The sequence below is a fragment of the Tepidibacillus infernus genome (assembly GCF_048898065.1).
GTDB lineage: Bacteria > Bacillota > Bacilli > Tepidibacillales > Tepidibacillaceae > Tepidibacillus_B > Tepidibacillus_B infernus.
In genome coordinates this window covers 806,980-831,038 of sequence record NZ_JBLWFI010000001.1, presented here as the reverse complement: position 1 = coordinate 831,038, position 24,059 = coordinate 806,980, and the positions used below count along the sequence as shown (strand labels likewise).

The window sequence follows — 24,059 nt, the reverse complement described above, 5'->3', positions numbered from 1 at the left end:
CATTGGACTCATTCACGCAGAGTTAATGAATAAAAAAATTTATCGCTTACACGACAAGTTCCCTTGTTACTTCATATCCCATTTGTTTTAACATTTTTATATCGTCAGTAATTTTGTTTCCTACCGTAGTTAAATAATCTCCCACAAGCGCAGCGCTTGCTCCAGATTGAAAACCTTTAGCTTGGTTCATACCTAATAGTTTTCTTCCGCCTGCTAGACGGATATGAGCGGTAGGAAGTATAAAACGAAAAATGGCTATTGTTTTTAAAATTTCACTGGTTTCTAAAGGCGGTGTATTACCTAGTGGGGTACCAGGTATTGGCGTTAAAATATTAATTGGAACCGATTTTACATTTAATTGTTGTAAATCTAAAGCCATGTCAATTCTGTCTTCCATTGTTTCACCCATTCCGATTATTCCACCACTACAAATGTTAAGTCCAGCATTTTGTGCTTGTTTTATCGTCTTAATTCGATCATCATAGCTATGTGTCGTACAAATAAATGGGTAAAAATGGCGACTTGTTTCTAGGTTATGGTGGTAGGTGGTTACGCCGATTTCTCTTAATGATTTTGCTTTATCAAAAGAAATAATACCTAAGGAAGAACAGAGTTGAATTGATGTGTTATCTTTTAATATTTTGTAAACACCTAAAATTTGAGTGAAATCGCGATCACCAATTCCTTTACCACTTGTCACAAGTGAAAAACGATGAGCTCCTTGTTGTTCAACCTTTTTTGCTTGAGATAATGCAGTATCCGCGTCTACTAAGGGATATTGTTCAACGTCGGTATTATAATGACCAGATTGTGCACAAAATTTACAGTTTTCAGAGCAACTGCCAGATTTTGCATTCATAATCGTACATAAATCTACTTGATTACCTAAATAAAATTCTCGTATCTCGTTTGCTGCATTTAAAAGTTCTTCTAGATTTGTGCCCTCAATATTCGATAAAGAGATAGCTTCATATTTTGAAATGAAATGGCCTGATATAACTTTCTCCTTTAAGGTTTGAATCATATAATTCCCCCATTTCTTTTAACTAGTTGCTTTATTCAAATACTAAATTAGACGCTTTGAGACTTTGTTTAATTGGGATAATGATCATTGAAGCGATAACGATTTTCACGATATCAAGTAGTATGAATGGGGCTACACCAAATTCAAAAGCTTTAGACCAAGAAAGATGAAGGATTAACTTAAGCTGCACTGCCCCAAATAAGTAGATAAAGATAAGACCTATTAAAGAGATAATAACAAAATGTGTCGAACGATAACGTAAAGATTTACCCTTCGAGTTTTCAAACAGTTTTCCAATAAGGTATGTAGCCACAATATAACCAATAAGATAACCACCCGTTTTCCCTAATAAAACATGAACCCCTCCAGAAAAATTAGCGAACACAGGAACTCCGATGGCACCTAAAAGAACGTAGATAATCATAGAGATTGTTCCCAGTCTAGCGCCAAGTAGTCCAGCCGCTAGATATACACCAAAAATAGATAAAGTAATCGGTACTGGTCCAATCGGAATGCTTAATTGTGCCAGAATGGCAGTAATAGTAGCCATCATCGCAGCAAAAACCCAATTTCTTGTACTCATCAAAATCTCCCCCTATATTGTCGATTAATTTAGAATTATCATAATACGCTCTAAAATATATGTCAACCATAATTATTAAATAGGTTAACAATTAAAAGGTTGATTCTTCTTTACTAAAGTGTAGACGATGGAGCCAAAATTCTTAGAAACGTTTGATGGATTAATCGAAAAATATTGTGAAGAAGTTGATTTTGGATATGAACAGTATTATAATTTTATGTATTTTTTGACTATTTACATATTTTGCTGTTATAATAAACAATGTAAGTAAAAAATATAAAAACTAAGGAGGAATTTAATGGCACAACCAAAGTATATTACGGACATTGACCAAGTTGTTCAGATTCCAAAAGAGGAGAGAGAAATCCTTAAACGAATTACCAAAAAATTTGCATTTCGAGCCAATGAGTATTACTTAAGTCTGATTAATTGGAAAGATCCGAACGATCCAATACGAAGATTGGTGATTCCTAATCAAGGCGAATTGATGGAATATGGTCGTTGGGATGCTTCCGATGAAGAGTCCAATTATGTCGTCCCTGGATGTCAGCATAAGTACAAAACCACTGCACTGTTAATTGTCTCTGAAGTGTGTGGTGCTTATTGTCGTTATTGCTTCCGAAAACGGTTATTCCGAAATGATATTAAAGAAGCAATGAGTGATGTAGAACTAGGAATTCAATATATCAGTGAACATCCTGAAATCAATAATGTGTTGTTAACAGGAGGAGATTCACTTATCCTTGCAACCCTAAAGCTACGAATGATTATTGAACGACTTCGTTCGATTGCCCATGTCAAAGTTATTCGTCTAGGTTCCAAACTCCCTGTTTTTAACCCCATGAGGATTTACGAAGATCAATCATTATTAGATCTGATCAAAGAGTTCTCAACCCCAGAAAAACGCATCTATATCATGGCACATATTAATCACCCACAAGAAATTACTTACGAAGCGAAAAAGGCATTTCAGGCATTGCATGAAGCAGGGGCGATTATAGTCAATCAAACCCCTATTCTAAAAGGAATTAATGACGACCCTGTAGTTCTTGGTGAATTATTAGATAAGTTATCCTGGGCAGGTGTTACTCCATATTATTTCTTTATCAACCGCCCTGTTGCTGGAAACCATGACTTTGTTCTTCCACTTGAACGTGTATACCGGATTGTAGAACAAGCAAAAGCAAGAACATCCGGATTAGGAAAACGGGTGCGTTTATCTATGAGTCATTCTTCTGGCAAAATTGAAATCCTAGCGATTGAAGATGGCAAAGCTTATTTAAAATATCATCAATCTAAACATGGCGAATATGGGAAATTCATGGTACTTGATTGCCCAAAAGATGCAACTTGGTTTGATGATCTACCAGGAAATGAACAATATTGGAACAAACCAAAGAAAAAACGGCAGCAGGTTGTATGGGAAAAAGAGGAACAATCTGTGAAAGCGATTAATGGATAATCGATACAAAGTAAAAAATATATGATGGGAGTGGTTGGTTCTCGTGGCTTCTACCTTGGAATTAAATGTAGAGCAACAGGCAAAAGAACTCATTTGGAAAAAAGTAAAGGAACATAACATCGAATTCATTCGGTTAATTTTTACGGATATTTTTGGATTTGCGAAGAATATGACTATTCATAAAGACGAATTAGATGATGCGATGAATGGGAAATTGATGTTTGATGGTTCTTCGATTGATGGATTTGCACGAATTGAGGAATCCGATATGTATTTGAAGCCAGATTTAACAACATTTCAAGTATTTCCTTTGAGGCCCAATGAAAAATCAGTGGCTCACTTTTTTTGTGATGTATATGGAACAGATGGAAAACCATTTATGGGATGCCCGCGCAATACTTTAAAAAGAGTGTTAAAAGAAGCAGAAGAAATGGGCTACCAATTTAATGTAGGTGCTGAAGGGGAATTCTTTTTGTTCTATCGGGATGAAAAAGGAGAACCGATTTTTAACATTCACGATCATGCAGGGTATTTTGATCTATCTCCAATAGATAAAGGGGAAGATGCACGTCAAGACATTATTCTCACGATGAAAAAGTTTGGTTTTCATATTGAAGCAGCCCATCATGAAGTTGCACCTGGACAACATGAGGTGGATTTCAAATACGGTGATGCGTTATCTATTGCTGACAAATGGATGATGTTCAAAATGATTGTGAAAAACATTGCAAATAAGCATGGATTATACGCATCATTTATTCCGAAGCCATTTGCCAATCAAAATGGTAATGCCATGCACTGTAATCAGTCATTACAGGATAAAGAAGGAAACAATGTGTTTTATGATAAACAAGATCCTTTAGAACTTAGCAAGATTACAAAGAATTATATTGGGGGTTTACTAAAGCATGCAAAAGGAATGGCGGCGATTACGAACCCGACAATTAATTCCTATAAACGGTTAATTCCTGGGTTTGAAGCACCTACGAATATCTCTTGGTCGAGAGGAAATCGATCTGCACTCATTCGAATTCCCCATGCACGTGGAAAGAGAACAAGAATCGAGTTAAGAAACCCTGACCCAACCGCAAACCCATATTTAGTCTTTGCAGTAATGTTAAAAGCAGGGTTAGAGGGGATCAAAAAGGGAATGACTCCTCCAGAAGAATTTGATGGAGATGTAACTGACGTTATCGAAAATCTACCAGTGTTAGAAACAGAGAGATACCCTAGAGACCTACATTCAGCGTTAGAATATATGCGCAAGGATATACTAGTAAAGGAAGTAATGGGTGAACACGCATTTACCACATACATTGAGGCAAAACAGTTAGAAGCCGATCAATTCGCAAGGGAAGTACATCACTGGGAAATCGATCAGTATTTAAAAAAATACTAGAAAAAGAAAGTGTTGCAGGACTTCTTCGTTAATAAAATGCATTTGAAATGGTGTGAAAAATGATGATAATTCGGATGATAATTCATTAAGCTAAAATTTAGAGCATGGTTATTCCATGCTCAAATTTTTATTAAACCATGTACAGATAAGTTTTCTGTGAAGTTTCAAAAGTAACATTTTAGTGATAAAATAGGGCATACGGGAAATTATATTAATTCACGATATTTTCTAGGAGGTCATACATATGATTAATAAAATCGGAAAAATCACGTTATATGTAAATAATCAAGAGGAAGCAAAAAAGTTTTGGACAGAAAAATTAAATTTTGTAGTTAAATTTGAACAGCCAATGGGACCAAATATGACATGGTTAGAAGTGGGTCCAAGTGAGAGTGAATTTACGACATTTGTTTTATATGACAAAAATGTAATGAAGGCTCAAAATCCATCTATGAACGTTTGCCATCCAAATGTCATACTAAGTACCACTGACATAGAAAATGCTTTCACAAAAATGAAGGAAAATGGTGTTGAAGTAGGGGAAATGATGAAGATGCCGTATGGGAAAATGTTTTCGTTTAAAGACCAAGATGGCAATAAATATCTACTTCGTGAAGACAAATAATCGTTTTTATTATTACAAGAGGTTGCGAACATGATACCAAACAAATTAAAACGAGGGGATGAAATTCGTGTTGTTTCTCCATCTTATTCAGGCCCTCACTTTTCTACGTTCGGAATATTAAAAGGAATGGAATATACTATCGATTATTTTCAAAAAGCACTGATGACAGCAGAAGGAGTTATTATTGGTGGAAATCTATGTACATTGAATTTGTTGCGATGTCGATTTTGGACATACTTATCCTCAGATTACATTTTTGTTGCAGGTATCTTAAGCCCATATAGATTTAATACTTGGTCCCGATTATAAACGCGCATTAGAATTAAGTACAAGAATGACGGATTACGCCAATATGCACTTGACCAATGTCTCTGTAGCTATAAAGAATTACAAATAGAATTAGAATAAATAGAAATAACCCCCTGCGAATTGGCAAGGGTTAGCTTCATTATTCCTCATGATGGTCACAGTAATAATGCATAGCTTTCTACATGAATTTTGCTAAGCCTAGACGGCATTTATCAATTGTACAAAAAATAAGTCTTTTTGGTATATTGAGGATAAGGAAATTTATACCAAAGAAAAGTTAATAAAATGAGGTGAGTAAAATGGAATTGGTTCAAATCGGTGTCATCCATAGCAATTACAAAGAAAGATTCGATGCTCCACGACAAGGAAGGTTATCTGATGAAACACAAGTAATAGAAGTATTTGTCGAGTATATGGAAGGCATGAAAGGAATAGAAAACGTCTCCCATCTGATTATCCTTTATTGGTTTGATCGAGCAAATCGAAGAAATCCACTGTTTATCAAACCTAGAGAAGGCAATGAAAAAAAAGGAGTATTTGCTACTCGTTCTCCTAATCGACCCAACCCAATTGCTTTTTCTATTGCTGAGGTAATTAAAATTGAAGGTAATAAAATAACTGTAAAAGGATTGGAAGCTTTAAATCAAACTCCACTTCTGGATATTAAGCCGTACTCGGTTGAAATCGACTGTGTTGATTCTACTCATTTACCATAAATACAGGTTTCGTCCTCATAATTTTTGTTTCTAGTTAACATAATATATATTATAGGACGTTAAAAAATACTATTTTTCCCCAAAATTTGTTATGAAATTTATATATAATCTTCTAATCCCCTAACGATCTGTTTCTTCAAATTCTAATCTAATCACTTGATCGTTTTTTGAACGAAATCTAATTCTTGCATATACTCCAAATTCTTTTTTATCGCCTATTTTTTGAGGATCTTTTATTAACCATAATTTAAAAGTTTCCTGTGCAACTTCAGGATTTATTTCAGTTCTGCTGGTTCGGGTCATTTCGCCCAGACCCGGCTTAGAGTAAGAAAAAACATCAAGCTGGACGTGATCGTAGGCTTAGTGTATATTTCCGTTAAAATGTTGGCGGGACCCCAAAATCTGCAGTTAATTGAGCCGTCATTATAACTTTTGGTTCGCACAAAGCTATCCGTTTCCCGTTCTTTTCCCATAATCTACTTTTTTACTTTCTGGCAAAGATGCAGCTTCTTCATCTAACTCGATAACCATTTCTTTATCCGCCTGTGCTTGTGCTTTTCCTACACGTCTTACGATACTTCCTGAGGTCGTTTTATCTGGTTGTTGGATAAAAAATTTATTTTATAATTAAAAATGACCTCTTATTCCTTGTGTTCATTACTAATTTGTACCATTGAATTATATTTATTCATTAATTTTTTCTCAGCTGTTACTTAACATAATATTATTATAATCTACTTTTTTCCTCTATATTTAATTTTAAATTTTATATTAACTTAATAGTGGCAAGGGTAAGTCTTCATAATTTCTATTGCTATTTATTCACCCGATAAAAATCATATTAAAACCTCTTAAAACCTCTTGTTATATCTAAAGGAGTAATTCCAAAAATATACCTGGAACCTTCAGCTAAAATAGTGTCTGAAAAATATAGACAGCGGTAATCGGTAAAGCATTAAAGTAAGAATTTGTACAGTAAATAATAATCTACCAGAGTAAATAATAGCTTTTAAAAGACCATCGTAAGAAATACTGAGATTTTGAAACTGAATTTCCCTTCCTGTTTCATATAAAGGAAAGAATATCATTGTAAATATAATAAATGTCAGTATAAAATGTAAACGACGCCAAAAATAGGAAAGAGGTACTTTACTTAAAAATATTAAAGCCTGCCCGAAAATTAAATAAAGCAGAATTGGATCTATCCGGCTAATTGAAAACCCAAAAAAGATTATAAACAAAGAAGTGATTACTCGTAGAGTAGGATGTTCAATCAATAGATTCATTTACTATTTCTTCCTAATAATATACCAAGTACTAAAAATAAAGAAAAAGTTAAAAGAACTCCTGTCAAGCCGGCAAAACTGGACCCCAGCCAAGAATCCATACCAAAAACCGTATAATTGGACAATGTGCCGGTGATAAAAGATGAAGATAGTAAAGATAGAAAGCCCCCAACTAATATTGTAATGATAAACCAAACCATTAGTACCTTTTTCACGATGGCATTGCCTCCTCACTGATAAGTTTAAAAGAAGAGCGTATAGCAAAAGGAAGTAATAAAGCTGTTATTAAACCTTCACCTATTCCAATTAATGCATGCCAAAGGAAAAGAATCTTTGCAGCTAAAAAAACGGCACTACCCCGGATAATGCTAATTCTAAAGCCCCCATAAAGGAAATTCCTACAACAGATACCCAACCGCTTAAAAAGGCTGTTAAAAATATCGGTAAATGAACAATACGTGCGATTTTTTTAATTAACACTGCTAATGCAGGAGCAATTATTGCCATATTTAGAATGTTAACACCCAAGACGGAAATACCTCCATCTTGAAAAATAAAAGCCTTTATAGTAATAACAGTCGTCATAATAAATGCAGGCCAAAAGCCAAATAAGATCTCTGCCAGAGCACTACCAATTAAGTGCCCTGAAGCAGCAGCACCAAGTAAAGGAAAATTAATCATTTGAGATGCAAAAATAAAGGCTGCCATTACCCCCATAACTGGATCCATATACCTTTCCATATTTTTTTGAATAATTAACTCCTTTATACATTACGGCTCCTACTAATATTGTAGCAGTACCCCAAACTTCCACTTCAAGTATTCCGTCAGGTATATGCATATTTCCCCCTACTTTCTAAATGTTAAATTGCCATTTCCTCGGTATTGGTCATTTCTTCTAATAATCGTTCATATATTTTGTAACCAAATTCAACACTTTTTGGAGCGCTATGAAAAACACCTGCACCTGACAAATCCGCAGAAATTACTTCCGGGTCATATGGCATTATTCCTAAAATAGGTATAAAGTCTAAGGATTTTTTAATGATTTCTTCATCACCGGAACGAACCTTGTTTGCGACTGCATAAACTTTTGTAACTCCTAAGTCTTGAGCTAATTTCACTACCGCCCTGGCTGTCTGAAAACTCCTTTGCCCCGGTTCAACCACAACAATAAATGCATCCACTCCTTCAGCGGTTCCGCGTCCTAGATGTTCTAAGCCCGCTTCCATATCTACAATCACGGTATCATCCGCCTTAACAACAAGATGACGAAGTAACTGTTTTAGAAGACTATTTTCCGGACACGCACATCCGGCACCACCTGTCACTACATTCCCCATTTGCATTAGCTTTATTCCGTTATGCTCTACTGCATATTTTTCCGGAATATCACTAACACGGGGATTAAGTGAAAATACCTGACCGGTTTTCCCCGGTTCTGCACCGGTACGCTCTTTAATTAATTTTTTATCTTCAGCAATAGTAGTCAATTTATCCAGTATATCTTGCGGAAAACCCAATGCTGTCCCGAAATTGGCATCCGGGTCGGCATCAACTGCTAAAACCTGCTTTCCCTCTTGCGCAAAGATATGTGCAAGGAGGGAGGAAAGAGAAGTCTTTCCTACTCCGCCTTTACCCGATACAGCAATTTTCATTCCTTTATCTAACAATGATATCAGCCCCTATAATTTTTGAATTTGTATTTATCTTTTAAATATGGGACTAAGTCCCCATTTCTATAAGTGGGATATTAATCAGGTGGAGTGGACTCTCCACCTGATTCCCCGATGTTCAGCTTTAGCTGAACGAGTTCACTCTCCAAATAGTTCAGCTCTTTTTTGCTTTATTCTTTCTATTACCACATGCGCTGCTTCGATAGGATCCTTCTCGTAGATTACTTTTCCTCCAAATAGACCATCAGTTGTTAATTCATGTTCTTCTTTACTTCCCGTTAAAACATTAGTAACCAACTCTGATCCACCGATAGGCGGCATAATCCCAACATGGACGTCTACACCATGAGCAAGGAAATAAGCACCAATGGCTAATGCTTTAGGATTCATTATTTCAGGCGTTGAACCCGCAACAGGTAAATCCTTTGCTTCTACACCGATATAATCAGCTAAAGCACTTACCAAGTCAGCTATGCGTGAATTATCAACGCAGCTACCCATATGCAGAACAGAAGGTAGAGCTTCCATACCATTAGCCTGACCAACAGCTGTAAGAACCTGTTTTAATCCATCACCACAGTACTCCAATCCTTCAGATGATAGTAATCCGAATTTACCTAAAGAATGGGCGGAACAACCTGTAGCCACAACCATCACATTATGCTTTAGCAGTTCCTTTGCCATTTCTACATTTGCCCAATCCTGCTTAACCCTTGGATTTGTACAGCCTACCAACGCTACAACACCTAAAATATTACCGGCCTTAATATTGTCTACTAATGGCTTTAACGGATCTTCCGGGTTTACATTTTTGAGAGCCTCGACGATTTGTTCAGTAGAAAATCCGGCATAAGCATCAACAATTTCCGGTGGAATTTGCATTTTTTCCGGATCTCTTTTCCCAAAATTAGCTATACCTTTACGGACAACGGCTTGTGCCACCTCGTCAGCCTTTGCCGGAGTAAATTCAATATGAGAAGCCCCCGGGATTTTGGAGTAGGGGAGGGAAGTAATTACCTCTGTATGGTAATCATTTGACACCGTAGGTAAACTAGGCATTACACATTGAATGTCAACTGCCATAGCTTCAACAGCGCCTGTTAAAATGGGGGCTTCTTGACTGGCAAAATTAGTTGCTACAGGTATACCTTTGCGCATTAAAACTTCATTGGCTGAACAGCAGATTCCAAATACGTTAATCCCTTCAGCGCCAACAGCTTTAGCTTCATCTTCAAGCTTTTCTGCCCACTCAACCACCTTATCTGCAAGCATAGGTATATGACCATGTACAGAAATATTCACCATTTTTTCTTTAATTACACCTAAACGATATTTGGACTTCACTAGACCAGGAGTACCGAACAGAACATCCTGTAAATCAGTAGACAGGTGTAATCCGGCATATCCGTCAGTTATACCTAATCTCATAACACCGAGTAACAGGTTGACCGGATCGGCATCGGAGCCCATGGTTACACGATTAATAGCAACTGTTAACTCCTGATGGGCATTTGCCGGTATTATATTTAACTCTTTCCATCTTGCCAGAGTTTTTTGATTAGCATTCATTTCTAACCAAGGTAGTATTCCATACTGCTGTTGAAAGCTTTCCAAAGCTTTTAAAGCAACATCTTTAGCCACTTCCTCAATTTCTTTGCCATCTACTGTTAATCCTAATCTTGAGGCAATATTGATTAATTTTTCCGGGTTTTTAATCTCATATGGTGCTTTCCCTTCTGCTGTTTCTAACAGGGTCAATGCAACTTCTCTGGCATGCTCAATGTGAGGAGCCATTCCTTGGGCCACCATCTCCAAAAAGTTCCTTGCTACTATCTGGTCAGCAGTAGCACCGCACACTCCTGTTTGAGGACCTTTACCTCCGGGTAAAATGCGGCACGGTCCGGCAAGACAGCGCTTACAACAAACCCCCAATTCTCCAAACGTACAGCGTGCACCGATTTCCGAGTTGCGATCAAATGCAGTTTTAACGCCTTCATCACGTGACTTGAGGATCATTTGCTGTACACCTGTATCAATGGTTAAATCTTCCACTGATAATAATTTCTCCTTCATTCTTTAACCTCCCGTTATATATCACTGTGATATTTATCACATTCATTGTAGCAAGCACAGAAAAAAAATACTGTCGGGTAACCGACAGTATTCGATAAAAATAAAAATTAATCTGAAATTTGTTTTTATTCCATTGCCAACTGCTCAAGCTTTGGTAAATTTTGAATGAGGAAAGATCGCCGATCAATTTTTTTAAGGATATCTGATTTACGAAAGTCATTTAAAAGCATAGATACTGTTTGTCGGGTAGAGCCTATAATCATAGCCAATTCTTCAGTAGTTAACCCTATTTCTACCCTAATGCCGTCTGCTGTTTGCATTCCCTTATCCTCTACAGCTTTAATAATAAATTCTGCCAATCTCATGCGAGCTTCTTTAAAAGCCAAACCATTAATAATAGTGATGGAATTTTTCAGTAAATCGCCAAGCACATGAACCATAATTAATGCTACATCAGGTATTTCTGCGATTATCTTTCTTAAAACCTGAATATCAGCAACTAATATTGTAGTAATTTCTAAGGCTTGACAAAATGCTCTGGTATGAGTACTAAAAATATCACCCGGTTCTAAAATAGATAACGTAAATTCTTTGTCTTCACTTACCAGATAAACCCGTACCCGACCGGTCTTTATTAAAAAAATAAAGTTACTGTGCTCATTAGGAGTAAAAATTACTTCTTTTTTAAAAAACTGTTTTTCCCGAAACTCCTTGAAATAATCACTCAAGTCTGGAGAACTTAAAACATTGATCAAATCAATATCAGTTAATTTCATCCTTGTTGGCATCCAGCTTCCCCCTCACCTATGAAAAAATTGTGGTAGGTTTTATCCTACCACAATATTAACCAGTTTACCCGGTACAGCAATCTTTTTCCAAAGTGTTTTTCCTTCGATCGCTGCTTTTACTTTTTCCAGATCAAGTGCCATTTCAATCATTGCATCCTTGTCCATATCGGTTGGAATATTTGCCCGTTCCATAATTTTACCGTTTACTTGGACAACTATTTCTACTTCGTTTTCAATAGTTAGCTCTTCATCGTATTCCGGCCAAGGTTGGTAAGTTATCGTTTCCGTGTTGCCGAGAATCTGCGATAGCTCTTCAGCAATGTGCAGTGCTATTGGAGAAAGCATCTGCACAAAATGTTCCATCGCTTCTCGCGCGGTAGTAATTTTATGTACTAATTCATGTTCAGGTGCCAATACGCAGTATGTAGCACCAAATAAGGTATCAGGACGGGTTGTAAAGACTTTTAATTTTTCTTCATTTCCATTATAAATCCAGCGATATCAAAGTATACTTCAGCGCAATTGGATTTACCAATCCAATTGCGCTGCATTTCTTTTATACTCTCAGGCCAGTCTAATTCTTCTAAATCTTCAAGCAGACGCTCTGCATATGCTGTTATTTTCAGTACCCACTGCCGCATCGGTTTGCGGATAACCGGATGCCTGCCACGCTCACTTTTTCCGTCAATAACTTCCTCATTAGCTAGCACTGTTCCCAATGCAGGACACCAATTAACCGGTTCTTCCGAAACATAGGCTAATCCTTTTTATATAGTTGCAAAAAAATCCACTGGGTCCATTTATAATAATCCGGATCAGTTGTACTAAATTCACGGTCCCAATCGTAGGAAAATCCCAATGACTTAATCTGACGTCGGAAATTATCTATGTTTTTAAACGTAATATCTCGAGGATGTTCTCAGGTATCCAACGCATGCTGTTCTGCCGGGAGCCCAAAAGCGTCCCAGCCCATCGGATGCAATACATTATATCCTTTCATCCGTTTATAACGTGATACGATATCTGTTGCCGTATATCCTTCCGGATGGCCAACATAAAGACCGGCACCGGATGGGTATGAAAACATGTCCAACGCGTAAAACTTCGGTTTGGTATCATCATTTAGAACTTTAAAGGTTTTGTTTTCCTCCCAAAATTTTTGCCATTTTGGTTCGATTATTGTAGGATTATAAACAATTGTTTTTTTGATCTAGCATCATTTTCCCTCCTTAAAACTCTAATACTCTATATAAAAAGCTAAATATAAGCTTTCCTTTACTAATTGCCCACTATGTGAGTATACCAGATTTAAGAGTTTGATGGTAGTAATTATAAAACCTCCCACCCCAAAGCATGCGCAATATAATGTACACATAAGGTTGGACACAATTCCTTGAAAATAAGTTATGATATAAATATGATGAGTAAAAAGAGAAGAAAATACATTGGTTGAAATATCAAAGAAATATGATATCGCACAACCAGTCTTAAGTCGTTGGAAAGCCGAATTCGTCGGGAATATGGCAGCAGTCTTCAATAAAAAAAATGAAGATATCGAAAAGCTGAAAAAAGAATATGAAGAAGAAAAGCAGCTTCTTGTAAAGAAAATTGGCGAACTAACTCTTGATATAGATTGGTTTAAAAAAAGCACAATCAGGTTTCACAAATGAGGAAAAAAGTCATTAATTGATTTTAAGGGTTCAAAGTTGACGATAAAACGTCAATGTAGCCTCATCAGTCTTTCAAGATCGACCGCTTATCATGTGCCAGTTGAAATTGATCCATCACAAGACGAAATCAACATTAAGAATGTTATTGATAGAATCCACTATAAAGAGCCTTCATTTGAGGTTAGGCGAATAAGAAATGAACTGCATAAACTTGGATTCAAAGTAGGAAGACGTCTTGTAAAGCGTTACAGCGTGCACATTGTAAATAGCAACTTTAGAATCATTCATATTCGCTGATGATAATAATGGTAAGAGTAGATATTGACTTTTTGTTCCAACAGCAAAGTGTCCTTTATAGCCATACCAATATTCTCAGAATTTTTCTTTACTCCCCATTTGGGTTCAAGGGGTAAGTTTTTTTCGATTTCTTCTTGCTCTTTTTGCCAAGCTTCCAGTTCTTCTTTTTTCTTACGACCACGCTTTTTGGGTTGCATTGGTGAATTGTCAGTAGGTTCATCGCTGGGAATAAAACGATCTCTAGATTCAATGTGTGTAGCATCAATAGCTATATGCTCGTCTTCAACGAAGCCTTCTTCAATGGCTTGGATGATAAGGTCTTTATTGATTTGTTCAAGGATATTTGCTTCTTTTATCTTGCGAATAAATCTTGAAAATGAAGCTTCTGATGGAATCTCATCAGATAAATGAAATCCACAATCTAAGCGAAATATGAAATCGTTTTTTAGACGTTTAACAAGATCTTTAATAGTTGGAATACACTCTGTTACTCTTGCAACTAACGAATATCATGGCAGCATAATTTAGTGCGCCATATGATGTTTTTTTGGAAACTGCCACTAATATTGTATTGATGCTAATTGTTGAAAATATGGCATCAAATCGATAGGTAGGTTCCATATCAAACAATTCTTCTAGTGTAAACAGGCTTCCTTGTCGTATAATAGACATAGGGAGTCATCCTCCAATCTCTTAAGTTTTCTAATCACTTACTTATTTCGAGATTTTGGGGAGGTACTCCTTTTTTTGTCGCTTGAAAACCTTGTGTATCAATGAATTTCATTTATGAAATTGATTCAGATATATAGAAAAACAACTTTGCAATTCTTTTACATTAACCTAATAATAGCAAGAGTAACTAAAATAATACCTGGCAACAAAGAAAAATTCTCAACAAATACATTGATTATATTTTTTCTAGCCAGTATATTACCCAAACCTATTAGAATAAAGTGCATTAGTCCAAATAAAAATGGTGTAAGATAAGGATTCAAGTCAAAAAAGGATAAAGTAAATGCTGCAATGGAAGCATCCATAGCTACAGCAATCCCTAATATCATTCCTTCTATCGGCTTAATATCGTTTTCTTGGTCAATATCGGCTAGAATCGGATTGTTTATCACTTTAATTAAATTCTTTACTTTAAGATTACTAATCACTTTTTGGTTTAATTTAGCTTCTTTTTTTTGTTTAACTCCCTCTATCAAGGTGAATAGCCCTAATAAGAATAATAATATCGCACCTATATATTTCCCAATATTTAATGAAATATAGTCTTGCAATTTACTACCTAGCACCATCGTTATCATCGTTCCAACCACAGACCAAGAAGAAATGATCATTAAAGACAAATATGAGATTTTGATTTTGCGTAATCCAAAAGAAAATCCACCCCAAAATCCATCAATACTCACTGCAGTTGCTACTAAAATCAAGCTAATTATACCCATGGTTTATCCCCTCTCATGATTTGTCATTATTAAAATATGTAGAGGACAAATCGAAGGTCACTCATCTAGATATAAATAAAAAAAGAACACCATTAGGCGTTCCTAAATACATTTTGTGTTGTATATCCATTTCAGCTAATTAGAATATAATTTACGCTAATCCTGATAATAAGATCCCTATTCCATAAGCCGAAGCAGCAGCGATCCCACCGACAATTAGCATTTCTAACCCGGATGTAAACCAATGCTTGTCAACAAACTTTACTTTTAATGCACCTAAAACAAATAAAGTAAATCCGGTAAGAATGATTGCGATAAGAAATGTGAAGTTTTGAATCCCTGGAGTAAAGCCTGCAACTACATAAATAACTAATGGAATAAAACCAAAAACCGAAAACGAAATAAAAGTTACAATCGCATTTTTTACAGGTGATTCATTTTCTTCTAAAATCCCTAATTCTTCAACCATCATAATATCAACCCAGGCTTCTTTATTTTTGGAAATAATCTCAGTAACGACTTTAGCGTCAGATTCATCCATTCCTTTTGCCACATAAAGTTCAATTAACTCTTGTTTTTCCCCCTCTGGAAAATTTTCCACTTCCCAAAGTTCTCGTTCCCTTTCTGACTGTTTAAATTCATTTTCAGCCTTTGTACTTAAATAGTCGCCAATTGCCATTGAGAGACCATCCGCAATCAGGTTAGCAAAACCCATGATTAGCACAATACCTGAAGAAAGCTGTGCACCAGCAACTCCAGCAACAACTGCAAAAGTTGTAATTATACCATCTAACCCACCATATATAAAACTTTTTATGTATTGGCCTTGTTCTTGGTTATGTCCTTCAGGAGCATGTTTTCTTTGTTGATGTACAATTTTACTTGCTTCTTTATTATTACTCTTGTATGCTTCTCTTGCTTTGTCTAAATTTCTAGATAACAATACCCTTTCACCCCTAATTATTATATTTTAAGCTATTATATATTTCTATTTTACCATATTTTTTAGAACTATAAGCTAATATAGCTTTTTTTCATATTTCAATTACTTTTAAAGTTCCCTATGAATACAAAAAGGAGGGTTTCTATCTATCTGCACCCTCCTCGTTTCTTTAATGAAAATTTCGTTTTGATTTAGCTTCTTTTAATTTATTTGGTGTAATGTCGTTTCCATTTGCATCTATGACTTTAATAGAATGTAATTGTGCACGTAAACTCTCACGATAAGCGGCAATATATTCTTGTCGAAGTTTTGATTGCTCTTCTTTTTCTATTTCGGTTAATCCAACCGTTTTAGATTTACGAGAGAGTTCATTAATTCGATCTATTTTTTCTTGTTTCATTCTTCTACGTCGTTCTCCTTTCCCACTTCTCTAAAATCGCTGCATTTGCAACGACTCCAATCACATTTAATGCTGTTCTAAATGTGTCAGTTAAACGGTCAACACCAGCTATAATCGCAATGGCTTCTAACGGTAAATTTGCAGCACTTAGCACAGTAGACATCATAATAATTCCTGCTCCAGGAACACCAGCAGTACTTAATGAAACTAAGATCGCACTTACAAAAACTGCAATAATTTGGTTTATACTCAAATTAGCACCGATCATCTGAGAAACAAAAACTGCTGTGAAACCTTGTAGAATCGCAGCACCATCTTTTTTGAGGGAAACTCCAAAAGGAATAGCGAAACTAACAAGTTCCTTTTTCATACCATAACGATGCTCAGCATTATCCATTGCTAATGGAAGAGTCGCATTACTACTAGCTGTTCCAAATGCAAGTCCAAAAGCTGGATAAAATGCCTTCCAAAACTTAATCGGATTTTGTCCTGTAACAATTAAAAGAATACTATAAATTCCAAATGCCATCAATAAAATTGCTATGATTAATCCAATCACATACAATGATAAACTCTTAATGATCCCTAATCCTTGTGTTGCAATCACAGAAGCCATTAAGGAAAAAACGCCTATAGGTGCTAGTCTTAAGATAATTCCCATAATCTTAAAAATAACTTCATTTGCACTATCGATAAAGACAGAAAACGGTTTTCCCTTTTCTCCTGCAAGAGTAACTCCTAATCCTAACATTAATGCCGTTATAATAATTTGAACCATATGGCCTGTGCTCATCGATTCAAAAGGGTTGCTAGGAATAATACTTAATAGCCATTCAGATAAAGGAAGGCCTTGCTTTCCTTCAACCTTTTGTTGAAGCATTTCTACGCCTATTCCTGGTTTTAAAACATAAGCCACAATCAAACCAATGATAAGAGAAATAACTGAGGTAAAGATATATAAAAACAGTAATTTAATGCTATATCTCCCTATTTTCTTGATGTCACCCAAACTTGACATACTCGTTACTAATGAAACAAGCACCAATGGTACTACTATAAATTGGATCAATTTAATAAAACCAACGCCTACTAGATGCAGAATGTTTTTATCTAAAAATTGAATCATTTCATCAGGAACTAGAAGGTTGATAAAAAATCCTGCCCCTATACCAAGTATCATCGCTAAAAAGATTTTCGTAGATTGATTCATTTTTATATATCTTCCTTTCACTATAATAGGGTGCTACGTTAAATGATTATAATGAAAGTTTGAAATTTAATCAATGCAAGAATGTGCTGATGGTGAAAATAGTAAAGAGTAACACGCGGTTACTCTTTGTTTAAAAAATTAACCTATCTAATCATATGGAAGGTATCCATTGATTAAAGTTTCAACATGATGATATGGATTGAAATCATCAAATCGACCATAAGAATAATGGAGGACTTCCTCTCTTCCGGTTGATTCATTCACATTCACTCGACTTATCTGGTATTCCTCTTGTGGAAAAAAATGCGGATCTACCCTTGCAATATCATTAGGAAACCCCGGTATCATCTTATCCCTCCTTTATAATACATTATGTCTAAAAGAAGAATATTTTAGTATAAATTAGTCTAGAGGAATCTTAAGCACTTGGCCAGGATAAATCATTGCTTCTGATAATTCATTTAATTCTCGAATGTTGTATATCAATTCCCTAAAATCCATTTTGCCATTGTAATAAGGTTTGGCTATTGACCATAATGTATCACCTTCTTGGACTATTACTTCAATGTATTGTGGCGTTTTCTTCTGATTAATTTCCTTTCCATACACGATTGTTGAGATCACAAACGTTATTAAAATAACAAATAAAACTATTAAAATCCTTTTCATAAGAACCCTCCGAACATTTATTCTTAATTATAATTTTATTATATTTTAGAACAAATGTTCCTGTCAAGCTAAAATTTCGAACGAGTGTTTGCGCAATCGATTGATTTATGTTATAATAAAAAACAAGAAAGATATGGTATTTCAGAGGTGAATGATGATGAATAATTTATCGAACAGACAAAAGGCAATTTTTGATTTTATTAAACAAAAGGTGAAAGAAAAAGGTTATCCCCCATCAGTTAGAGAAATTGGAGAAGCTGTTGGTTTAGCCTCTAGTTCAACAGTACACGGGCATTTGTCTAGATTAGAAAAGAAGGGCTTAATTCGAAGAGATCCTACAAAGCCTAGGGCTATTGAGATTTTGGTAGATGATGATTTACCTAAGATGGACAAAGAGATGGTTAGAGTTCCATTGATAGGAAAGGTTACTGCTGGAGAGCCTATCACTGCCATTGAAAATGTAGAAGATTATTTTCCACTACCTGCTAGTATTGTAAATGGTGATGACGTTTATATGCTTGTTGTTCAAGGAGAAAGCATGATTGAAGCCGGTATATATGATGGAGATTATGTGATTGTTCGCCAGCAACCTGTAGCTAATAATGGGGAAATTGTCGTAGCCATGACTGATGAGGGAGAAGCAACGGTTAAGAGATTTTTTAAAGAAAAAAACCATATTCGACTTCAACCTGAAAACTCAACGATGAAACCTATTTTATTACCACAAGTGACTATTTTAGGAAAGGTAATTGGATTATTTAGAAATATTCACTAACATTAGTAATTCTACTATAAATCCCCCTTCTCCATAAGGATGAAGGGGGATTTCATTTTAAATTAAAATAGATTTAATTTTTTAATATAGCTTCATATATTGGTCTCTTTCCCATTGATGAACATGGGTCCTAAATAGATCCCATTCAATTTGTTTAGCCTCAACAAAATGCTCCACTGCATGGCTACCTAGCGCAGATAGAATGACTTCATTCTTTAATAGTTCATGAATAGCTTCTAATAAAGTTGCTGGTAAATTATCTATTCCTTCTGCAATTCGTTCTTCCTCTGTCATAACGTAAATGTTACGATCGACAGGAGCTGGCAATTTGATTTTATTCTTAATTCCATCTAATCCTGCTTTCAATAGTACAGTTAAAGCTAAATATGGATTGGCTGATGGATCTGGATGACGCACTTCAATTCTCGTACTTAAACCTCGGGAAGCAGGGATACGAATTAAAGGACTTCTATTTTGTGCGGACCAAGCAACATATACTGGAGCTTCGTAACCTGGAACTAATCTTTTATATGAATTCACTGTTGGATTTGTTATTGCTGCTAATGAACGCGCATGTTTAAGTATGCCTGCAATAAAGTATCTAGCTGTTTCAGATAACCCCAATGAATCGTTTGGATCATAGAATGTATTCTCATTACCTTTAAATAAAGAAAGATGATTATGCATTCCTGAGCCATTCACACCATATAAGGGTTTTGGCATAAAGGTAGCATGTAAACCATGTTTACGAGCTATCGTTTTTACGACTAGCTTAAAAGTTTGAATGTTATCTGCAGTACGAACAGCATCAGCATATTTAAAATCAATCTCGTGCTGACCTGGAGCTACTTCATGATGAGAAGCCTCAACTTCAAATCCCATTCTGTCTAAAGTAAGTACGATATCACGTCGGCAGTTTTCACCTAAATCTACAGGAGCTAAATCAAAATAAGCTCCATTATCGTTTAATTGTAACGTAGGTTCTCCTTTTTCATCCGTCTTAAATAGAAAGAATTCTGGTTCTGGCCCAACGTTCATAGCAGTAAAACCTAATTCTTCAGCTTCTTTTAAAGCCCTTTTTAAAATTCCCCTTGGATCCCCTTCAAACGGAGTACCATCTGGCATATAAATATCGCAAATTAAACGTGCCACTTTTCCTTCCTCAGATCCCCATGGAAAAACAACCCAAGTGTCAAGATCAGGATACAGATACATATCAGATTCTTCGATACGAACAAATCCCTCTATAGAAGATCCATCAAACATGATTTTATTATCCAATGCTTTTTCCAGTTGACTCACAGGTACTTCAACATTCTTAATAGAACCCATTAAATCAGTAAACATTAAACGAATAAAGCGTACATTTTCTTCCTTTGCCATCCTAATAATATCTTCTCTACTAAATTTGGACATCTTCATACTCTCCTTTTTATCTATTCTCAAATGCAGTCGCATTTAAGTTTTAATGGAAAAATCTCGATAACTCCCCCTGGATTAGCGAAGTCTGACCTGGCTTTTGTTGTAAAATTTCTCTCTTTAAAATTTGTCTTAATTCTGTCTTTGAGATCTCAGACCGTTGTGTTTGTTGTAATTGTTTCATTTCAAGCTCTTGTTGCTCTATTTCATTTCTTAAGAGAATTTCCTTTATTCCTGCTATATTTACTTTCTTATCTAACAGACTTTTTATTTCTAATAGATGGTCAATATCATGGAATGAGAAGAGACGTTGCCTACCCTTGGTTCTTGCTGGTTTTATCAAACCTTGGTCTTCATAATAACGAATTTGTCGAGCAGACAATTCCGTAAGTTCCATTACAATACTAATCGGAAATAGCGGTCGATTTCTTCGTTCAAAATCATTCATGAAAACTCTCCTTATCATATATCCTTATCATATAATGGTTTTATTTTAATTCATGTTAGTTTTATTGTCAATAATATGTTAGAAAAACTTACATATAAAATTATAAAAAATAAAGAGGCATCTCTCACATCAAAATATAGCCTCTTTCCTAAAATGCAAACAAAATATATGATTAAGCAATAGATAAAATCCCCTTGTCTACCATTATCTCGATAGCCGTTAATATCCCCCATTTTACATGGTGGTAGGTAAGCCCACCTTGAACATAAGCAATATATGGAGAACGGATAGGTGCATCACCAGATAATTCAAGACTTGCTCCTTGTATAAATGTACCTGCTGCCATAATAACAGAATCTTGATATCCGGGAATCTGATTTGGCACTGGTATAACGTGAGAATCAATTGGTGATCCTTTTTGAATCCCTTGTAAAAAAGTAATTAGTGTATTTGGATTATTGAACTTTACAGCTTGAATAATATCATGTCTGACTTCATTCCAACTAGGATTGGTCTCAAAACCTAGTTGTTCGAATAGGGCTGCAGCAAAAATACTCCCCTTTAAAGCTTCGCCCACAAAATGAGGGGCTAAGAAAAAGCCTTGATAAAAGTCAGCCATATGCCCATGCATGGAGCCAACCTTCGCCCCAATACCCGGGGCTGTTAATCGGTAAGAAATTTTCTCAATGTAAACTTTTTTTCCTACAATATATCCTCCTGTTTTAGCTAAACCTCCACCAGGATTTTTGATCAAAGAACCAACAATAACATCAACACCAATTCCAGTAGGTTCTTGTTTTTCAGTAAATTCTCCATAACAATTATCAACAAAAGTAATTAGATCTGGTTTAATCTCCTTTACAAAAGTAACCATCTCCTTTATTTCTTCAATACTAAAAGAGGGTCTCCATGAATATCCTCTAGAACGTTGAATCGCAATGACTTTAGTGTTTTGATTGATTTTTTTGGCCACTTCTTCAAAATTAACTTTTCCCTGTTTGGTTAAAGGAACAGATTGATATGTAATTCCCCATTCTTTTAATGATCCCATACCTTCACCATGAATACCAATCACTTCTTCCAACGTATCATATGGATCACCTGTAATATATAAGAGTTCATCCCCAGGTCGTAGTAACCCAAATAGGCCTATAGATAAAGCGTGAGTACCTGATACAATATGAGGACGAACTAGACCTGCTTCAGCTTCAAATACATCTGCATAAATTTGATCTAACATATCCCGCCCCATGTCATCATAACCATAACCAGTTGAAGAAAGTAAGTGAAAATCTGAAACATGGTGGTTTTGAAAAGCCTTCAAAACTTTACCTTGATTATAGCTTGCAATTTGATCAATCTCTTGTATACGAGTCGAAATTTGTTTTTCTACTTGAATGACTATCCTTTCGAATTCCTTGCCATATTTAAAAAACGAAAACATGCCAAAATCATTCCTTCTAATATATATTGTTAACTTAATAAGGCATTAAATCCTGATTCAGACATCAATATATAGTCCTTCCTTTCTCTTATAAAGATTCCTTTACATTACCCTTTTTTAACAAAATCATCAACTACTATAATACACTTTTAATACGAAAAAGACATCCCCTATAATAAAACCCACAAAAGTGACGGATTCCTTAAAAGCTATTCCGACTACTTTTGTGGGGCTCTCAAATACGGAAAAGAAAGTTGACTTTCTTTAATTAAAAAAGGAATGATTCTTTCCCACGTATTTTAATTTCTAAAAAATCTTCAGGCTGAATGGTCATCAAAACCTGTTTTGAATTTGGAATTTGTTGTTCACTAATAAGACGAACAGCTTGATTCCGAATCGCTTTTTCAATCCAATTACGAACAAGTCTTGCATTACTAAAACTTCGTAGTGGATTATTAATTTCTTCGGTAAGAAACTGTTTCAACTTTTGTTTAGCAGAGCTAGATAAAATATATTCTCTTTCATTGACCATTACCTCTGCAATATCTAATAACTGCTCAATTGAATAGTCATCAAAATGAAGTTGGATAGGAAATCTTGAATGAAGTCCAGGGTTAGAACGGATAAAACTCTCCATTTCAAAAGAGTAGCCTGCCAAAATCAAAATAAATTCATTTTTATGATCTTCCATTGCTTTTACCAAAGCATCGATCGATTCTCTTCCAAAATCCTTTTCGCCTCCTCTGATCAATGAATAAGCTTCATCAATAAAAAGGATTCCTCCTATGGCTTTTTTTACTTGTTCTCTTGTTTTTTGGGCTGTATGACCAATATACTCACCTACTAAATCAGCCCGTTCCACCTCGATAAGATGTCCCTTTGAGAGAATCCCCATCTCTTTAAACATTTTGGCTATTATTCTGGCCACAGTTGTTTTCCCTGTTCCAGGATTTCCTTTAAAAATCATATGAAATACTTGAGAATCAGATTTTAAACCTAGAGATGACCTTTGTTGGCCAATCTGAATAAATGCAAAGATTTCAAAAATAAGTCTTTTCACTTCATATAACCCAACTAAACGATCTAATTCTTGGACAACTGCCTTGAATTTTTCCTGTATCGTTGAATTCGTTGAGGTAACTTTGTAATTCGATGTCAGTTGTCCCTTCGACTTAGCTACCTCTTGATTCTTATCTAAGACTATATGAATCTTATGGGATGGATTTGATTTAGCAGCCACTTTCTTATTCATGATAGGTCACCTCACATTTACATATTCCTTACAGTATACGCGAGTGCCTAACAAAATGTGCTAAAGCCTATTGATTTCCAAAATTCGATTTATCTTTGGCTAAAAAAAATAGCCCTTTTTAAGGCTTTTTTAGGGCTGAG

The 24,059-nt window shown here is 35.4% G+C and carries 25 protein-coding genes and 3 pseudogenes; 7 read left to right on the top strand and 21 right to left on the bottom strand.

Translation table 11 applies throughout. The features are described from left to right. Positions 1-46 precede the first annotated feature (46 nt). Both bioB and TEPIDINF_RS04300 read right to left on the bottom strand, forming a co-directional pair. Positions 47-1,024 (bottom strand): biotin synthase BioB, encoded by a 978-nt coding sequence (gene bioB, locus TEPIDINF_RS04305; RefSeq protein ID WP_421691400.1) that lies wholly within the window; start codon positions 1,022-1,024, stop codon positions 47-49. A 31-nt stretch (positions 1,025-1,055) separates the two neighbouring features. After that, positions 1,056-1,607, bottom strand: coding sequence for a biotin transporter BioY (locus TEPIDINF_RS04300; protein WP_068724092.1), 552 nt, complete (start codon positions 1,605-1,607; stop codon positions 1,056-1,058). A gap of 298 nt (positions 1,608-1,905) precedes the next feature. Between TEPIDINF_RS04300 and TEPIDINF_RS04295 the strand changes: the two genes are divergently transcribed. From TEPIDINF_RS04295 to tsaA, 5 genes and pseudogenes are all read left to right on the top strand, one after another. Beyond that, positions 1,906-3,069, top strand: coding sequence for a KamA family radical SAM protein (locus TEPIDINF_RS04295; RefSeq protein ID WP_421691399.1), 1,164 nt, complete (start codon positions 1,906-1,908; stop codon positions 3,067-3,069). A gap of 43 nt (positions 3,070-3,112) precedes the next feature. Further along, positions 3,113-4,468, top strand: coding sequence for a type I glutamate--ammonia ligase (gene glnA / locus TEPIDINF_RS04290; RefSeq protein ID WP_421691398.1), 1,356 nt, complete (start codon positions 3,113-3,115; stop codon positions 4,466-4,468). Positions 4,469-4,712: 244 nt separating this feature from the next. After that, positions 4,713-5,093 (top strand): VOC family protein, encoded by a 381-nt coding sequence (locus tag TEPIDINF_RS04285; protein WP_069800019.1) that lies wholly within the window; start codon positions 4,713-4,715, stop codon positions 5,091-5,093. Between the two features lie 81 nt (positions 5,094-5,174). After that, a pseudogene (locus TEPIDINF_RS15230) lies at positions 5,175-5,312 on the top strand (LD-carboxypeptidase); the annotation flags it as partial. A gap of 389 nt (positions 5,313-5,701) precedes the next feature. Further along, a complete protein-coding gene (gene tsaA, locus TEPIDINF_RS04275; RefSeq protein ID WP_069800015.1) occupies positions 5,702-6,118 on the top strand; it encodes a tRNA (N6-threonylcarbamoyladenosine(37)-N6)-methyltransferase TrmO in 417 nt (138 codons plus the stop codon). A 120-nt stretch (positions 6,119-6,238) separates the two neighbouring features. On the opposite strand, the gene TEPIDINF_RS04270 is transcribed toward tsaA, so the two are convergent. The 8 genes and pseudogenes from TEPIDINF_RS04270 to TEPIDINF_RS04235 form a co-directional block, all read right to left on the bottom strand. After that, positions 6,239-6,421 (bottom strand): DUF3889 domain-containing protein, encoded by a 183-nt coding sequence (locus TEPIDINF_RS04270; RefSeq protein WP_068724080.1) that lies wholly within the window; start codon positions 6,419-6,421, stop codon positions 6,239-6,241. A 979-nt stretch (positions 6,422-7,400) separates the two neighbouring features. Beyond that, a complete protein-coding gene (locus TEPIDINF_RS04265; protein ID WP_421691396.1) occupies positions 7,401-7,619 on the bottom strand; it encodes a PDGLE domain-containing protein in 219 nt (72 codons plus the stop codon). 124 nt (positions 7,620-7,743) lie between these two features. After that, positions 7,744-8,112: an energy-coupling factor ABC transporter permease gene (locus TEPIDINF_RS04260; RefSeq protein WP_421691395.1), complete on the bottom strand. Its 369-nt coding sequence runs from the start codon at positions 8,110-8,112 to the stop codon at positions 7,744-7,746. A gap of 155 nt (positions 8,113-8,267) precedes the next feature. Further along, complete coding sequence (locus TEPIDINF_RS04255) at positions 8,268-9,077, bottom strand: ATP-binding protein (protein WP_068724073.1); 810 nt, start codon at positions 9,075-9,077, stop codon at positions 8,268-8,270. Positions 9,078-9,218: 141 nt separating this feature from the next. After that, complete coding sequence (cooS, locus tag TEPIDINF_RS04250; protein WP_068724071.1) at positions 9,219-11,153, bottom strand: anaerobic carbon-monoxide dehydrogenase catalytic subunit; 1,935 nt, start codon at positions 11,151-11,153, stop codon at positions 9,219-9,221. Positions 11,154-11,278: 125 nt separating this feature from the next. Beyond that, on the bottom strand, positions 11,279-11,941 hold the full coding sequence (locus tag TEPIDINF_RS04245) for a Crp/Fnr family transcriptional regulator (RefSeq protein WP_068724068.1): 663 nt from the start codon (positions 11,939-11,941) through the stop codon (positions 11,279-11,281). 39 nt (positions 11,942-11,980) lie between these two features. Beyond that, positions 11,981-12,304: a class I tRNA ligase family protein gene (locus tag TEPIDINF_RS04240; protein ID WP_201024206.1), complete on the bottom strand. Its 324-nt coding sequence runs from the start codon at positions 12,302-12,304 to the stop codon at positions 11,981-11,983. Between the two features lie 3 nt (positions 12,305-12,307). Then, positions 12,308-13,139, bottom strand: a pseudogene (locus TEPIDINF_RS04235) (class I tRNA ligase family protein); the annotation flags it as partial. A gap of 247 nt (positions 13,140-13,386) precedes the next feature. On the opposite strand from TEPIDINF_RS04235, the gene TEPIDINF_RS04230 reads away from it, so the two are divergent. Next, positions 13,387-13,611, top strand: coding sequence for a hypothetical protein (locus tag TEPIDINF_RS04230; RefSeq protein WP_421691394.1), 225 nt, complete (start codon positions 13,387-13,389; stop codon positions 13,609-13,611). Positions 13,612-13,875: 264 nt separating this feature from the next. On the opposite strand, the pseudogene TEPIDINF_RS04225 reads toward TEPIDINF_RS04230, so the two are convergent. The 7 genes and pseudogenes from TEPIDINF_RS04225 to yneA form a co-directional block, all read right to left on the bottom strand. Continuing rightward, a pseudogene (locus TEPIDINF_RS04225) lies at positions 13,876-14,580 on the bottom strand (transposase); the annotation flags it as partial. Between the two features lie 158 nt (positions 14,581-14,738). Continuing rightward, on the bottom strand, positions 14,739-15,359 hold the full coding sequence (locus TEPIDINF_RS04220; RefSeq protein WP_421691393.1) for a manganese efflux pump: 621 nt from the start codon (positions 15,357-15,359) through the stop codon (positions 14,739-14,741). A 151-nt stretch (positions 15,360-15,510) separates the two neighbouring features. Further along, positions 15,511-16,302 carry a VIT1/CCC1 transporter family protein gene (locus tag TEPIDINF_RS04215; protein WP_068724060.1) on the bottom strand — a complete coding sequence of 264 codons (792 nt, stop codon included), beginning with the start codon at positions 16,300-16,302 and terminating at the stop codon, positions 15,511-15,513. 169 nt (positions 16,303-16,471) lie between these two features. After that, positions 16,472-16,702 carry a DUF896 domain-containing protein gene (locus tag TEPIDINF_RS04210; RefSeq protein WP_068724059.1) on the bottom strand — a complete coding sequence of 77 codons (231 nt, stop codon included), beginning with the start codon at positions 16,700-16,702 and terminating at the stop codon, positions 16,472-16,474. A gap of 4 nt (positions 16,703-16,706) precedes the next feature. After that, the gene (locus TEPIDINF_RS04205; protein ID WP_068724056.1) at positions 16,707-17,912 is read right to left on the bottom strand and encodes a dicarboxylate/amino acid:cation symporter; all 1,206 of its coding nucleotides are present in this window, start codon (positions 17,910-17,912) and stop codon (positions 16,707-16,709) included. Positions 17,913-18,059: 147 nt separating this feature from the next. Beyond that, on the bottom strand, positions 18,060-18,260 hold the full coding sequence (locus TEPIDINF_RS04200) for a hypothetical protein (RefSeq protein ID WP_068724054.1): 201 nt from the start codon (positions 18,258-18,260) through the stop codon (positions 18,060-18,062). A 54-nt stretch (positions 18,261-18,314) separates the two neighbouring features. Then, positions 18,315-18,581: a cell division suppressor protein YneA gene (gene yneA, locus TEPIDINF_RS04195; RefSeq protein ID WP_068724051.1), complete on the bottom strand. Its 267-nt coding sequence runs from the start codon at positions 18,579-18,581 to the stop codon at positions 18,315-18,317. Between the two features lie 157 nt (positions 18,582-18,738). On the opposite strand from yneA, the gene lexA reads away from it, so the two are divergent. Next, entirely contained in the window at positions 18,739-19,356 is a 618-nt protein-coding gene (gene lexA / locus TEPIDINF_RS04190) for a transcriptional repressor LexA (RefSeq protein WP_068724048.1), read from the top strand. An 81-nt stretch (positions 19,357-19,437) separates the two neighbouring features. Here the strand turns inward: lexA and glnA (TEPIDINF_RS04185) are convergent, their stop codons facing one another. The 4 genes from glnA (TEPIDINF_RS04185) to TEPIDINF_RS04170 all read right to left on the bottom strand — a co-directional run bounded on the left by glnA (TEPIDINF_RS04185) (position 19,438) and on the right by TEPIDINF_RS04170 (position 23,919). After that, positions 19,438-20,772, bottom strand: a complete 1,335-nt coding sequence (gene glnA, locus TEPIDINF_RS04185) for a type I glutamate--ammonia ligase (RefSeq protein ID WP_068724046.1) — start codon at positions 20,770-20,772, stop codon at positions 19,438-19,440. A 49-nt stretch (positions 20,773-20,821) separates the two neighbouring features. Then, positions 20,822-21,223 (bottom strand): MerR family transcriptional regulator, encoded by a 402-nt coding sequence (locus tag TEPIDINF_RS04180; protein WP_068724044.1) that lies wholly within the window; start codon positions 21,221-21,223, stop codon positions 20,822-20,824. A gap of 172 nt (positions 21,224-21,395) precedes the next feature. Further along, positions 21,396-22,667, bottom strand: a complete 1,272-nt coding sequence (locus tag TEPIDINF_RS04175; protein ID WP_068724041.1) for a methionine gamma-lyase family protein — start codon at positions 22,665-22,667, stop codon at positions 21,396-21,398. A 268-nt stretch (positions 22,668-22,935) separates the two neighbouring features. Then, positions 22,936-23,919 (bottom strand): AAA family ATPase, encoded by a 984-nt coding sequence (locus TEPIDINF_RS04170; RefSeq protein ID WP_068724039.1) that lies wholly within the window; start codon positions 23,917-23,919, stop codon positions 22,936-22,938. Positions 23,920-24,059 lie beyond the last annotated feature (140 nt).

What these genes read in the sequence shown, in the direction of transcription:
- bioB (WP_421691400.1), bottom strand. Translation starts at nt 1,024, where the DNA reads ATGATTCAAACCTTAAAGGAGAAAGTTATATCAGGCCATTTCATTTCA.
- TEPIDINF_RS04300 (WP_068724092.1), bottom strand. Translation starts at nt 1,607, where the DNA reads ATGAGTACAAGAAATTGGGTTTTTGCTGCGATGATGGCTACTATTACT.
- TEPIDINF_RS04295 (WP_421691399.1), top strand. Translation starts at nt 1,906, where the DNA reads ATGGCACAACCAAAGTATATTACGGACATTGACCAAGTTGTTCAGATT.
- TEPIDINF_RS04285 (WP_069800019.1), top strand. Translation starts at nt 4,713, where the DNA reads ATGATTAATAAAATCGGAAAAATCACGTTATATGTAAATAATCAAGAG.
- tsaA (WP_069800015.1), top strand. Translation starts at nt 5,702, where the DNA reads ATGGAATTGGTTCAAATCGGTGTCATCCATAGCAATTACAAAGAAAGA.
- TEPIDINF_RS04270 (WP_068724080.1), bottom strand. Translation starts at nt 6,421, where the DNA reads ATGACCCGAACCAGCAGAACTGAAATAAATCCTGAAGTTGCACAGGAA.
- TEPIDINF_RS04260 (WP_421691395.1), bottom strand. Translation starts at nt 8,112, where the DNA reads ATGGCAGCCTTTATTTTTGCATCTCAAATGATTAATTTTCCTTTACTT.
- cooS (WP_068724071.1), bottom strand. Translation starts at nt 11,153, where the DNA reads ATGAAGGAGAAATTATTATCAGTGGAAGATTTAACCATTGATACAGGT.
- TEPIDINF_RS04245 (WP_068724068.1), bottom strand. Translation starts at nt 11,941, where the DNA reads ATGCCAACAAGGATGAAATTAACTGATATTGATTTGATCAATGTTTTA.
- TEPIDINF_RS04240 (WP_201024206.1), bottom strand. Translation starts at nt 12,304, where the DNA reads ATGGAACATTTTGTGCAGATGCTTTCTCCAATAGCACTGCACATTGCT.
- TEPIDINF_RS04220 (WP_421691393.1), bottom strand. Translation starts at nt 15,359, where the DNA reads ATGGGTATAATTAGCTTGATTTTAGTAGCAACTGCAGTGAGTATTGAT.
- TEPIDINF_RS04210 (WP_068724059.1), bottom strand. Translation starts at nt 16,702, where the DNA reads ATGAAACAAGAAAAAATAGATCGAATTAATGAACTCTCTCGTAAATCT.
- TEPIDINF_RS04205 (WP_068724056.1), bottom strand. Translation starts at nt 17,912, where the DNA reads ATGAATCAATCTACGAAAATCTTTTTAGCGATGATACTTGGTATAGGG.
- TEPIDINF_RS04200 (WP_068724054.1), bottom strand. Translation starts at nt 18,260, where the DNA reads ATGATACCGGGGTTTCCTAATGATATTGCAAGGGTAGATCCGCATTTT.
- yneA (WP_068724051.1), bottom strand. Translation starts at nt 18,581, where the DNA reads ATGAAAAGGATTTTAATAGTTTTATTTGTTATTTTAATAACGTTTGTG.
- lexA (WP_068724048.1), top strand. Translation starts at nt 18,739, where the DNA reads ATGAATAATTTATCGAACAGACAAAAGGCAATTTTTGATTTTATTAAA.
- glnA (WP_068724046.1), bottom strand. Translation starts at nt 20,772, where the DNA reads ATGTCCAAATTTAGTAGAGAAGATATTATTAGGATGGCAAAGGAAGAA.
- TEPIDINF_RS04180 (WP_068724044.1), bottom strand. Translation starts at nt 21,223, where the DNA reads ATGAATGATTTTGAACGAAGAAATCGACCGCTATTTCCGATTAGTATT.
- TEPIDINF_RS04175 (WP_068724041.1), bottom strand. Translation starts at nt 22,667, where the DNA reads ATGTTTTCGTTTTTTAAATATGGCAAGGAATTCGAAAGGATAGTCATT.
- TEPIDINF_RS04170 (WP_068724039.1), bottom strand. Translation starts at nt 23,919, where the DNA reads ATGAATAAGAAAGTGGCTGCTAAATCAAATCCATCCCATAAGATTCAT.